At 40.9% G+C, this 13,098-nt stretch carries 12 protein-coding genes; 5 read left to right on the top strand and 7 right to left on the bottom strand.

What is annotated here, in order from left to right; all coding sequences use genetic code 11:
- Positions 1–15 precede the first annotated feature (15 nt).
- The 6 genes from GSQ84_RS18655 to GSQ84_RS18630 form a co-directional block, all read right to left on the bottom strand.
- A complete protein-coding gene (locus GSQ84_RS18655; protein ID WP_158798804.1) occupies positions 16–1,206 on the bottom strand; it encodes an NAD(P)/FAD-dependent oxidoreductase in 1,191 nt (396 codons plus the stop codon).
- A 78-nt stretch (positions 1,207–1,284) separates the two neighbouring features.
- A complete protein-coding gene (locus GSQ84_RS18650) occupies positions 1,285–2,142 on the bottom strand; it encodes an AraC family transcriptional regulator (RefSeq protein ID WP_158798803.1) in 858 nt (285 codons plus the stop codon).
- Positions 2,143–2,221: 79 nt separating this feature from the next.
- A complete protein-coding gene (locus tag GSQ84_RS18645; protein ID WP_158798802.1) occupies positions 2,222–2,497 on the bottom strand; it encodes a hypothetical protein in 276 nt (91 codons plus the stop codon).
- Positions 2,498–3,237: 740 nt separating this feature from the next.
- A complete protein-coding gene (locus GSQ84_RS18640) occupies positions 3,238–3,630 on the bottom strand; it encodes an ester cyclase (RefSeq protein WP_216848974.1) in 393 nt (130 codons plus the stop codon).
- A 194-nt stretch (positions 3,631–3,824) separates the two neighbouring features.
- The gene (locus GSQ84_RS18635; RefSeq protein WP_158798800.1) at positions 3,825–4,814 is read right to left on the bottom strand and encodes an amidohydrolase family protein; all 990 of its coding nucleotides are present in this window, start codon (positions 4,812–4,814) and stop codon (positions 3,825–3,827) included.
- Positions 4,815–5,053: 239 nt separating this feature from the next.
- Positions 5,054–5,419 (bottom strand): nuclear transport factor 2 family protein, encoded by a 366-nt coding sequence (locus GSQ84_RS18630; protein ID WP_158798799.1) that lies wholly within the window; start codon positions 5,417–5,419, stop codon positions 5,054–5,056.
- A 99-nt stretch (positions 5,420–5,518) separates the two neighbouring features.
- Here GSQ84_RS18630 and GSQ84_RS18625 point away from each other — a divergent pair, with 99 nt between their 5' ends.
- From GSQ84_RS18625 to GSQ84_RS18610, 4 genes are all read left to right on the top strand, one after another.
- Positions 5,519–6,433 (top strand): AraC family transcriptional regulator, encoded by a 915-nt coding sequence (locus GSQ84_RS18625; RefSeq protein ID WP_158798798.1) that lies wholly within the window; start codon positions 5,519–5,521, stop codon positions 6,431–6,433.
- A gap of 132 nt (positions 6,434–6,565) precedes the next feature.
- Complete coding sequence (locus tag GSQ84_RS18620; protein ID WP_158798797.1) at positions 6,566–7,471, top strand: NAD(P)H-binding protein; 906 nt, start codon at positions 6,566–6,568, stop codon at positions 7,469–7,471.
- Positions 7,472–7,483: 12 nt separating this feature from the next.
- Positions 7,484–8,401 (top strand): AraC family transcriptional regulator, encoded by a 918-nt coding sequence (locus tag GSQ84_RS18615; RefSeq protein WP_158798796.1) that lies wholly within the window; start codon positions 7,484–7,486, stop codon positions 8,399–8,401.
- A 27-nt stretch (positions 8,402–8,428) separates the two neighbouring features.
- Positions 8,429–8,806 (top strand): DoxX family protein, encoded by a 378-nt coding sequence (locus GSQ84_RS18610; protein ID WP_158798795.1) that lies wholly within the window; start codon positions 8,429–8,431, stop codon positions 8,804–8,806.
- Positions 8,807–8,864: 58 nt separating this feature from the next.
- On the opposite strand, the gene GSQ84_RS18605 is transcribed toward GSQ84_RS18610, so the two are convergent.
- Complete coding sequence (locus GSQ84_RS18605) at positions 8,865–11,873, bottom strand: glycosyl hydrolase (protein ID WP_254070908.1); 3,009 nt, start codon at positions 11,871–11,873, stop codon at positions 8,865–8,867.
- A gap of 330 nt (positions 11,874–12,203) precedes the next feature.
- Between GSQ84_RS18605 and GSQ84_RS18600 the strand changes: the two genes are divergently transcribed.
- Positions 12,204–13,088: an NAD(P)H-binding protein gene (locus GSQ84_RS18600; protein ID WP_158798793.1), complete on the top strand. Its 885-nt coding sequence runs from the start codon at positions 12,204–12,206 to the stop codon at positions 13,086–13,088.
- The last annotated feature ends 10 nt before the right edge of the window (positions 13,089–13,098 follow it).

The following is a 13,098-nucleotide window of genomic DNA, read 5'->3' as shown; positions in this document are numbered from 1 at the left end:
TTATCTTGATGTTTGTTAGTTTAATGCCTTTTGCTCAAATTGCAGTTTAAGTTTACTAACTGATTCTTCAGTAGGGGACGCAAAATCTTTTATCCCGTCAAGTGACTCTTGCCCAAGCGTAAAGGCTCTTGACAGCATTTGTTTTTCAAAAGCAGCAATAGCCGATTGTAAATTTTTAAATTTACCGCTGGTAAGGCACTGGCTTAAATCCAGAGCGTCCAGCATGGCTGTATTTACGCCCTCTCCCGACGGTGGCATTAAATGGGCAGCATCCCCAATAATGGTAATATTTGATTGGGCATCCCATTTTTGGTCCAAAGGAAAATAATTTAACGGCCTCGCGGAAAAGTGAGTACAGGCTTTAAATAGTGTAAAAAATACTGGATTCCATCCTTCATAAAACTCCATCAAAAAGGCATTTACTTCTTCACTTTTGCCAAAATCAATTCCACATAATTTTATCCAATTTTCCGGATATAATGAAGCAGCATAAAATGTTAACCCGCCATCACCTCTGGGTTGCACGGCGATGGTCTTTCCCACACCCATCGCAATCAGACTGCCATTGTCAACTAATTGATATACCTCAGGGCAATCTTTTTCAGGATGATCTATCTCGCCCTGAATAATTGTTGCACCCGAATAGGCTGCTTTAATATCTGTTACATAAGGCCGGATTTTAGAGCGGTGGCCATCTGACCCTATTACGAGATCTGCAACAGCCTTCGTTCCATTTTTGAATTGGATTTCCCACTTACCATTTATTTGTTCCATCCCGATAAACTGGCTATCCCAAACAACAGTACCTGGTAAAAGGGAATCCGCTAAAACATTTCTAAGAGCTCCACGGTCAATTTCCGGTCTGAATCTATTGTCGCCAAAATTGACCTCTGATACTTCATTATGTTCATCAACGTAAACATGAGCATTCTGATCAACCATTCGGGTTTTATCCGCTCCCTGCATATAATTAGCTTTGAAAGCTTCCATCAAACCTGCGGCTTCCATAACTTTCAGGCCCGAATCAAAATGAAGATCTACAATAGCACCCTGCACCCGTGATGCTCTATTAGCGTCACGTTCATAAACTTTAACCTCTGCCCCTTTAAACTGTAATAGTCTTGCCAGTGTCAATCCCCCCGGGCCTCCGCCTATGATGGCGATTTTTTTATTTTCTAAGAGATTTATTGCTTTTTCTGTCTTCATTTGATGTCCTTTTTTGTTAGCGGTAAAGAAACATCTAATGCTCAGTTCAAACAATGTTGATAGAGGGTTATTATAGGACTAATCGAAGTTTTTACTTCTGAAGGTTATTGGGGTTATCCCTGTAAGCTTTACAAACAGCCGGGTAAAATAAGAATAATCAGCATAACCGAGCTGCCCCGCAATCTCTTTTACAGATTTGCTGGAATAAAAAAGCAGGCGTTTTGCTTCCAGAATTACACGCTGCTGAATGTGTTCGGAAACCGAATTACCAGTAGTGGCTTTTACACACTCGTTGAGGTAAGGCGTCGATATATTCAAACGCTTAGCGTATGCTCCCGGGGTCTTAACAGTTGCAAAATCCTTTTCTAATAGTAATTTGAATGCTTTGGTGACCACCCCGAACCGGGAGGTTTTATCAGTTGTTTGATGTTGCGCTAAATACTGAGATATAACTAATGCGATCAGGGTATTACAACTTTCTTTAAGGATGGAACCAAAAAGTTTCTCCTGTTTTCTTTTAGAAAATTGCACACAAAGAGTAGCTGTTTCCGAAATCATAGTGAAGGTCTGTTCATCTAAAACCAATGCATCCACCGGTGTGAGGCCCTCCAGCAATTTCAAATATTCTGGCTGAAGGTTTTCACTGGTTATCATCCAGGTACTCATAGTGGCATTTTCAAAGCCTATTAGCCGATGTATTTGGTTAGGGTTGATATAGATAACCGATGATGCTGTTATCTGGTGAATTTGAAAGTCAATCTCAATATGAGTTGTTCCTTTTTCCTGCAAAATAAAAACGTACCCATTGTCCCGGTGTGACCGTTCTACCTCTTTTGAGTTGGGTAACCCATGAATTGATGTTCTGGCAATCATAATTCCTTCCCTGGTTCCCGCAGGTAAGACGTTGACAGGAATATCTTTTATTCTTTTTTGCATTGTATGAACAAAGATATCTTTTTTTACCTATGAGCCGCTTGCTACCAGATCCCACTATCCCTCGCCTCCATAGAGAGATTCAATAACCATACTTAGAAAACTCATACCAAACTTTTATCGCACTACAAATATTCATAACTGCTAACTTAATACTGTCCGTTACGTCTTTTACGCAATTGATCATTATTTTGTATTCATCGACCAATAAATCTGATTTAAAATCTGCTTTAATGTAAATATTAAATTGACCGGTAAGCCAGAGCATATCCATTTTAGATTCAAGCTCAAAGCGTAACTGTTCAGATAGGACGATGAATAGTTTGCCTTCCTGATTTCTTAGATGATGTCTTTTCATAGTGATGAGATGAATGATCATTTGTAATTTGATCAGTAAAAAAACTATTGATTTATAGGTCGATAGTTTTGTTAAAAATGATATGCGATATACGTTTTAAAAAAAATGAACCTATCAGGTAAAGAAACTCTAACAGATTAAAATCCATTGCATTTCCAGTTTTTAAAAGGTAATTTATGATCGCTGTATCCATTGTTATACTAACCTTGTATAGCAAATTTAATATTTGGGCGGTAGTCATTATCTGTCTTAATTATTTTATGATTAAGTATCGTTGATCTCATAATATTTTTCATTCTCCTTTCACATTTTAAATGTTATTTCTTTAACTTGAAGCTGATGGCGGCTATTTCTTAGCGACCGAAAGTTCAAGAAATGCAATGCAAAAAACAGGTTGACTTCGTTATTTTTATTGATTTGATACTAAACTATGGACAGGATGAATACGATCTTTTTATATTATACCAAAGAGATTAGCTATTATACTAAAGTGGTTTTACAGTATAGATTTGCGAACGCTTTTTCTTTGAGTTTACTGGAAATCAGATCTTTATTTACAAATAATTGCTATGGTGTATTCAGATAGAGATGAAGCTTAGTGACGCAATCTTAGCGTAGGTAATTAATATACCCTATGGAAGCAGAAAATATTATTGCTGAACCTGGATTCAGCAATATCGAATTTTCCGAAATTGGAAGGTTAGTCCCGATGGAATTGTTATTCTAATTTTTATGCCATTTTACCTACTGGGAATGGCTCCGATTTGATACATTAAACCAAGCAAGTCCGGTTGTCCATATTCTTCAATAATCTGATTTTCTGATAAATAATAAATGTTAATAGCCCGAGCCTCTATTGACTTTCCCGTAGCTGGTACACCAAGAAAAGTTCCCTGGTGGGTTCCACGCATTGTAAAACGTGCTGCGACTTTCTCATTTTCAATGATCATATCTTCCAATGTCCACTGAATATCAGGGAAGCCAGACCGCATCATACCGATGATATGGAGGTATCCCTCAAGTCCGCGCATCGGTATGGGATTGGAAGGCACATAAAATAGGGCCTTAGGAGATATAATCTCCTTCCCTAACTTTTTATCTGCGGTGTTAATGAAACTTACAAAAGTTTCCATCAACTGTTCGTTTGTTTGAATTGACATATTCTATTTTCGTTACACTGTTACAAATAATTTAACAATAAACAATAGTCCTTCGCTTTATCGAAGGACATTGTTTAACTATTTCTCTGACACTCTTTATCGCAATAAAGAATCGCAGGAAAAAGAACTTTTCTCCTGCCTGACTTTTTTTAAGGCAATAGCCGGGGCTATCGGCGAATATTCGCCCACATTTTTTCCCAATTGCCAAAGGCAATCTTTTCCTTATCGGCGATGCTCAGGTCTGCTTCATCAAGAAAACGGCGTGCGCTTCCATGCTTTGACAAATTAAACGGATGGTCTGACGCAAAGAGGATACGATCAACTCCCCCTAATACATCGATAGTCCATTTTAGATATCGCTGGCTGAATATGCCACCTGGTGTTATGCTGATGTTAGTCCTGAAATAATCAGATATTGGTCGGGGTAATTTTAAGTTCGCAGAGACTGCGTCGATGCGGTCGAGGTAAAATAACACTACCTCTCCCCAATGGCCCAGGATGATTTGGAGGTCGGGAAGTTTTTCGAACACGCCGGATACAATCAGACGAAGCACTTGCAATCCTGCTTCGTAGTGCCATCCAAATCCACCCGCAGCGAGAAAGATTTCCGCATCCGGACCAAGGCCCTGGTAATAAGCCTCGCGTACAACTACCGGAGGTGTCTGCGGGTGCACGTAGATAGGTGCATGCATTTCAGCAGCAGCTTCAAGAATGGAAAAAAATTCCGGATGGTCCAGATGGCGATCTTCTGTGCGCCCAAATAACATTGCTCCGTTCAATCCGAGTTCACGGACGGCACGCTTCAATTCGCGAACTGCATCATCCGGCGCTCCGGTAGGCAATGTAGCAAAACCCTGAAAGCGGTCGGGATGCTGACGTATGGTTTGAGCGATGACGTCATTTGCGCCGCGTGCAAGCTCAACCGCTTGATCCGGCATCAGGCCCTGCACCCCGGGCGTGGTCACTGAGAGCACCAAAACATCTATACCAGCCTCATCCATTGCCATAATTCTCTCTTCCCCGGTATAAAGTAATCTTTTCTCCCAGTCGTTTCCCATTGTCATTTTTATACTAAGGTCCTGCACACCTTTCAGCTTTTTCCAGGCTGCAACAATCTCCTCCGTGATCAAATGTTCCTCAATTGCAATTATTTTCATAAGTCATTTTTCTTGACACAAATGTCTGCAACTATAACCCGGTGAACGTAGCCAAAACGCTCTTAGTCGTAGTCAAAAAAAATACAAATGTTTTAAAGCAATAAATTGTCAGTCACTTAGATTCACGGGTAGTTTAACTTCATTTACCAGAATAATACCCTCATTTACCGCCTTAACCAGCATTAAAAGACATAAAAAAGGATCATCTGAATGATCCTCAGCCCTGCAAATTATTATTACTAGTAAAAAAAAGTTTCGGTTATGATCTTACCGTCCTTTACGCCAAAAACGGCTATCTCTGCAACTTGTAAACGCTGGCCATTTTTCATAGTCATGTCCCTTCCCATCGCCAGGCTAAAATAGTCGCCCCCAACCACAATTTCACTGATAAAAAAACTGTGTACTTCTGCAATCAATTCCATTCTGGATTTTGACTTTGCTAAAACCGCTTCAATACCCCTGGTGATGGTAGGGATACCCATTGCCAAAGCATGTTCAGGTTCGGTACAAACAATATCTGCACTGTAAAGCTCCTGATAAATTTCTGCTGCTTGCCTTTTTTGAAAAAGTTCATTGTAGCGATTTGCTAATTCTTGAGTTGTCATAATATTCTAATTGATTAATGACACAAATGTAACCTGTTATCCAATACTTAAAGCACTGAAAAGTATCGTATATTTGCTCAATCGTATCAAAATAATCAAATGGATGCATTAAGTACCGTATTAGAGGCCATCAGGCTAAAGACTGTGGTTTACAGCAAATTCCCCCTTTCGGCTCCCTGGGGACTGGATATAGTTGCGGATGAAAATTCGCAATTCTGGCGACTGGTGAGCGGCAGTTGTACTATTGGATCACCTGATGGTCATCGCATAGAAATGGCGGAAGGCGATCTGGTATTTGTCCCTCACGGAAGCGCTCACTGGATAGCTGATCGATCTACCAGTTTACGCATGACCTCTCCTGAATTTGTGAAGGCCCGCAGGGAAGGTATCCCTGTTTTTAATGGCAGCGGCGACATCACTATGCTTGTAGCAGGCCATTTTGAATTTGATTACAAGCTCCTCCATCCTTTTTTAAAGGACTTACCTTCAATTATTCACATCAGCCAATACGGGACTGAAAATCAGCAATTACTAAAGCAGGTGACGCAATTAATGCTGGAGGAAATGAATGATGAAAAGCCAGGAAGCAGTGTGATGCTCAAATGTTTGTCGGAAATTATGTTTGTCAATATCATCAGGGCATACTTGGAGCGGGACGCGCCTGCCAGTGGTTTTCTTTCTGCGTTAAACGATCCCAAGATCAGCAAGGCGCTAAAACTGATGCAAGATTCCCCTCAAATAAATTGGACGTTGGAATCGTTAGCATCAGAGATTGGCATGTCACGTTCTGTTTTCTTCAATCAGTTTAAAAAACTATTGCATGAAACGCCCTTAAACTACCTTACCAATTGGCGCATTAAAAGGGCCTCCACATTGCTACTCACAGATAACAGCAATATAGCAGAGATTGCAGCAAACGTTAGTTATCAGTCGGAAGCCGCTTTTAACAGGATTTTTAAATCAAAAACAGGCTCCACTCCCGCAGCCTACCGAAAAAATAAAGGTTTCCAGTAAAACAGATAAGTTTAGAAAAATTCAATATTTCTTTAGACACCAGCATCATACGTATAGACTACAACAAAGAGCGTTTTGGTTATTTTAACCTGGTGATTGATGCAGAGATTTGCTTCAACAAAAAAGAGAAATATGAAAATTGTACTTACGGGGTCTATAGGAAATATAGGAAAACCGCTCACCAAAGAATTGGTAGAAAAAGGCCATGCAGTAACTGTTATCACCAGCAAAACAGATCGGCAACAGGAGATTGAAGCATTAGGTGCAACAGCGGCAATTGGAAGCACGCAGGATGCAGAATTTTTAACGGCTACATTCAAAGGGGCAGATATTGTTTACCTGGTGGAAATCTGGGAAGTTGTTGGCAGTTTATTTGACAAAGAGATAGATTTTCTGGAAGGGATGCGCCAGATAGGCCGAAACTATAAACAAGCCGTTGAACAATCAGGAGTAAAACAGATTGTACATTTAAGCAGCATTGGCGCACATGCCGAAAAGGGATTTGGAATGCTTTCCGTTCATCATGATGTAGAAACCATATTAAACCAGCTTCCTAATGATGTATCCATTAAATTTATGCGTCCGGTAAACTTTTACACCAATCTTTACAGGTCAATGCAAACTATAAAAGAACAATCTGCTATCGTTGCCAATTATGGTGGTGATGAAAAAGAGCCCTGGGTATCACCATTGGATATTGCCAGTGTAATCGCTGAAGAAATGGAGAAATATTTTACAGGCAGAACCTTTCGCTACATAGCGAGCGACGAAATTTCTCCTAATGAAGTGGCAGCACTAGTTGGCGAAGCTATTCATAACAAAGACCTGAAATGGATCGCAATTGAGGATGAGCAGCTTTTAAATGGCATGCTTGGTTTTGGATTAAATCCTGAAATGGCAAAAGGTTTGGTTGAAATGGGCACAGCTCAGCGTAGCGGTACTTTATATGAAGACTTTTACCTCAATAAACCCATTTTGGGGAAAGTAAAATTCAAAGATTTTGTAAAAGAATTTGCACAAGCTTTTAATCAAAAATAACGATCTTGTAACATGACCGGGAAACAAGTAAAAAGAGTAAAAACCATTAGTGAGTTTCATAAACTTAAAGGTTTTCCACCCCCACAACATCCTCTGATTAGCCTAGTTGAGTATGATATTCAATGCGGAACAAAAGCCAATATATTCAATTTAGTTTTTGATTTTTATCATATATCTGTAAGACGGATGGAAAATGGTAAATTGATCTACGGTCAGCAGGATTACGATTTTGACAACGGGGTAATGTACTTTGTAGCACCCAATCAGGTAACTGGCATTGAACCGGAAAAAAATCAGAAAATGAAAGAATCTGGATGGACATTATTGATCCATCCTGACTTTCTCTGGAATACGCCGTTAGCCAAAACCATCAAACAATATGAGTATTTTGATTATTCGGTTAATGAAGCATTGTTTTTGTCAGAAAAGGAAGAATTGACTTTAAAAGGAATTATTGGAAATATCCAGCAAGAATATAATGCCAGCATTGATAAATTCAGTCAAAGTATTATCAGCTCCCATCTGGAAGCCTTATTAAACTATTCAGAAAGATTTTACCAGCGTCAATTCATTACACGAAAAATAACCCATCACCAGATTTTAGAACGCCTGGAAAATTTGCTTTCCGATTATTTCAATGGTTCGGACCTGGCAACAAAGGGGCTGCCTACCGTTCAATACATATCCGACCAATTAAATATATCGCCAACCTATCTGCGAAGCTTGCTAAAGGCTTTAACGGGATTAAACACCCAGCAGCATATACATGAAAAGCTAATTGGTAAAGCCAAGGAAAAATTGTCTACCACCAGCCTATCGATAAGCGAAATTGCTTATGAACTGGGATTTGAACACCCACAATCATTTAGTAAATTATTCAAAACCAAAACTAATCTGGCGCCACTGGAATTCAGGCAGTCCTTCAACTAATGCCAGATAAATTATAACATAACAATCATGCAAACACAAAAAATTATATATCGGATTTCTACCGGCCTTCTTGTGCTGGGAATGCTGGCCACTTTTGGTAATTACTTCTTTAACCCGGCATTTAAAATAATATTCCCCCATCTCGGATTTCCTAATTGGTTCCGCATAGAACTTGGAACCGCTAAATTACTGGGCGCAATTGCGATAGCCATTCCTGCTATACCATCACGCGTTAAGGAATGGGCCTATTTTGGATTTTTTATCAGCTTCTCCTCTGCCCTCCTTGCCCATTACAATGCCGGAGACCCCGCATTTAATCTGGTTCCACCATTTTTGATGTTGTTTATATTAGTAACATCCTATCTCACTTATCACAAAGTAACAGCAGAGAAACAAGCTATCTAACCCATTTAAAAACCATTACATGATCAAATTGGGCATGTAATGGTTTTAAAGTATGACTTTATTGATCCGTATGGAGCTCAATAGTTACAGGCCCCAGCAGTCCTGAAGGCAGCAGAGGCGAGTTTTTAGTATAGGGACTATAAGAAGTAAAGGTATAACGACCACTGTTACGTGGCAGACCTTTGGTTAACCATTCAGGCCATTGACCATTTTTAACGCCGTCATAAGGTAAGCTGGCATCACCAATTAATCTGTTGGGCCAAAGGTTGGCCACCTCTACCTGTAATTGGTTACCTTTCGGCAAAACCAGTCCACTGATATCAACGCTATAAGGTGCCGTCCATATCACGCCAAGATCCTTTCCATTTAATTTAACCCTTGCCAGGTTTTTAATATCGCCCAGGTTTAGGTATAGCTTATCTCCTTTTTTAAATGTTTTGCCCACATCAAAAACCTTATGGTAAACTGCTATGCCAGAGTAATATTTAATCCCATCTTCGGGTCTCAGCGTCCAATCTTTAAGTGCATCAAAAGTTACACTGGCAGGGCCTCCCCATTTGGGATCAAACGCCACTTTCCAGGGTCCGCTAAGGGTTGTGATCACTTTGCGTTCCGAAAAATTCCTTTTAGCGTTTGCCGCTTTGACATTGGTTTTACTGAACACGATAAAATAACTCTGGTTAGGAACAAATTGCAGCGGAATGGTTGTTTGTTCTCCATTTACCTGATACTCTGGTAAACTGCGAATGGTTCCTGCGGCTGCATCCCAAAGTGATGGTATACCTTTGTTGCTCCTGAATGTGGCGCTGGCCTTACAGGCTTTGCCGGTAGTGTTAGACACAAAGTAAATATCCCAATCCGCCGAGGTACGGTGGGTATAACGTAATGGGGCAGCAGTAGTAAAATCCTGCTTAATACCCATTTCGTTTAAAATCTTTGCAGTAAGGTCATATTCCGGGTAAAGGTCATTGATCTGTTTATCCAGTTGGCCACCCCAGATTACCCTTCCCTTTCCAAAAGCATGTGTGGTTTCTTTTTCGGGAATATCGAGGCTTCCCCACATAGACGCAGACAAAGATTTAATGTCTGCGTCAACTGTAGGAAATCCTGCTAACCCAGGAGATTTTAGTGGCGGTGAGCCTATTATCGTAGCACCAGCGCTCACCAGCGATTTAATTTTTTGCAACAAGGCCGGTGTCATAGTTTTGACCGCAGGCAGTACCAATATCCTGTAGCTGGCGCCGCTTGGGAAAACAATCCGGCCGTTATTTACCGTAGCTTTAAACAATTGCCCCGGTGCGCAACCATCAAAATTATAAGCTTTTCTATCCGGCAAAAATACATCCCCCTTTAGTGCCGAGGATGGCGGGCGAAACACATGTGGCGACCCTTCAGGCGTTAAATATAATACATCTGCAACTGTGCGTCCCTGCTGCAAAACGTACTGTGTGCTCGAAATATAATGGTGATATCCGTTAGCCATTGGCCACCAGGTTTGGTTGCGGTCCCAATGTACACCATATGGCCCCATGGTCATACCGGGACGTAATGAATCCGGCAGTTCCTGGTTTTGAAAAGTATGGTATACAAACCGGTTTAAGCCAGCAGCAAATGCCCAGTCGCCCTGGTTTTTCATAGAACCGGGATATTGTTTCCAGCTTTCATCATCCTGTGCAGTAAACGCTTCTGATGGCACCACTGCCTGACCATTGATATGGGCTACAGATGTTGCTTCGGTAACACTAAAAGTTGAATTATAACCGTAACCTTTGCTCCAAAACTCAGACATCACCCAGTCGGCAACGGAGCCCAGTTCAAGGTCGGCCGTAGGATTCATATCATAAGGCTCTATAGATAAACTTAACCCGTTTTTATGGGCATATTTTTTCACCGCCTCGGCATGGTATTCCAGCACCAGCTCTTGCGAGGTTTGGCGTAGGTCCCACAAAAAGCGTTCACTGATCTCGGGGCTTTCTACTATTTGGCCGGCATAAACCGGGTAAAACGGCAATGGGTCGTAACCCCTCCGTTTAATAAACTGCTGCCTGAAATTGGCCGTCCAGTTTTGCGAACCCATTTCCCAGCTGTCCATGTGCAGCCTTTTTAATCCACCTGCCAATTTCGGATCAGACTTCCCTACTTTTTTCAGCAATGTACCTATGTATTTGTTCAAATGCGCATTTAAGGCGACAGTATCAAACTTATCAGATTCGAAACCCAGGCCGGTTACCGGTGCAGGGCGTGTTGCAGCCCCATTATTGCGGCTCACAAAACGCATAATAGTCCAGTTTCCTGCCGGGGCCTCCCAGTTCAGCGTACCATCGGCTTGTAATTTACTGGTCAGGTCAATGATATTTTTTTGCGCTACAACGGCATCTTTTGGCACTTCCGGATAGGTAAAAGGATAGGGCAAAAATTGCTTCACTCCTTCTTGTGACGAGTAAGGTGCACGGTAATAAAGTGCTTTTTCATCAATATCTGTTATTGTTTTGTCTACAGAAGGAGTTGGATAGGCTAAAACAGCTATATCTTTATAAAAATCTAACCGCTGTTGGATCAATTCAGGTGTCAAACTGCCATCGCCAAAAAATGGTTTCTTTGGCAGTGGCAATGGTAATTTTATCTTTTGTAGCGTACCGCCTTTAATAGAAACCGAACTTGATACGAGGTGCTGCATGGATTGATCTGCTGGCACCCAGGGCCCACCGCTACCTGTCCAGCCCGGGCCAATGCCCAGGGTAATCTCAATTCCCAACCGCTCGCTTTCCCGTACAGCATGTTTAAACATATCCTGCCATTGTTCACTCAAAAAATCAACAGGGCCAACAGGTACGCCCACATTTACCTCCAAAAATATAACATTGCCAATGCCGGCCTTTTTCATTGACTCCAGATCTTTCGTCATTGATTCTTTATTCATGTTGCCATCCATAAAATACCAGTAAACGCCAGGTCGGGATATTGCAGGCGGGTTAAAAAAGCCAGTCTTCACCTTACTTAACTGTGCCGTGGCGTTAAAGAGCAAAGAAAAGGTAAAAAGGAGGATCAGGGAAAAAGATTTATTCATAAACATCGTTCTTATTAAATTATAACAGGGCAGGCTGATACATCCCCTGGAAACAAACAATTTGGGTACAGTACTTATACTTGGTTTAGCTAACGGCTTATTAAAACAACAAAAAAAAGCTGCGACATTTCATCGATCACGCAAGAAGCTATTGATTATCAAAAATATTTAGATAAATATTCAAAATAATAACAGATTTGATATTTCACATCTATATTTTGACAAACGCGGTAAAGCTCACAAATATGAAGTTTGGCTACAACAATCATAAGTTTGGCTACTTCCATATAGATCAGACAGGCGAACTTTGAACTATCAAATCATACAACTATGAAAATTATCATCACAGGTTCATTAGGAAACATCAGCAAACCACTTGCTGAAGAGTTAGTGCAAAAAGGACACTCAGTTACAGTGATTAGCAGTCATCAAGATAGACAACAAGATATTGAAGCTATAGGCGCAACTGCCGCTATTGGCTCTGTAGAAGACGTTGAATTTTTAACGGCTAAGTTTAGCGGTGCCGATGCAGTTTATGCAATGATACCACCTAATTTTGCCGCAAAAGATCCTTTAGCACATTATGAGGTTATCGGAAAGAGTTATGCAAAAGCTATTCAGCAAGCCGGCGTTAAACGTGTTGTACAGCTGAGTAGCTGGGGCGCACACCTGACAGAAGGCACAGGGTTTATTGTGGGTTCCCATCGTGTAGAAGTAATTATGAATGAACTGTCAGATGTGGCGATTACCTACCTGCGCCCATGTTCATTTTATAATAATTTATACCACTATACCGATATGATTAAACAGGTAGGCTTTATCGGTACAAACTTTGGAGGGGAAGACAAGGTTACTTTAGTCTCCACTCAGGACATTGCTGGTGCCGCTGCAGAAGAACTACAAAAAACAACCACAGGTAAAAATATAAGATACGTTGCCAGCGATGAACATACCTGCAATGAGATCGCCAGTATTTTGGGAGCGGCAATTGGTCAGCCGGATATGAAATGGCTGTTATTTACCGGCAATCAGGTAAAAGAAGCTTTGGAAAAAACTGGTATGCCAGCAGCAGCGGTTGATAAAATGGTAGAATTAAACTTGAGCATTCATAATGGCAAACTAAGGGAAGATTATGATTTACACCAGCCAGCTGAAATGGGCAAAGTAAAACTGGAAGATTTTGCGAAGGAATTTGCCGCAGCATTTAAAAAATAAGTATATTGTA

Origin of the sequence: Pedobacter sp. L105 (assembly GCF_009765875.1) — a bacterium.
Lineage (GTDB): Bacteria > Bacteroidota > Bacteroidia > Sphingobacteriales > Sphingobacteriaceae > Pedobacter.
Note: the sequence above shows the minus strand (reverse complement) of the source record. Positions and strands in the feature narration are given on the sequence as shown.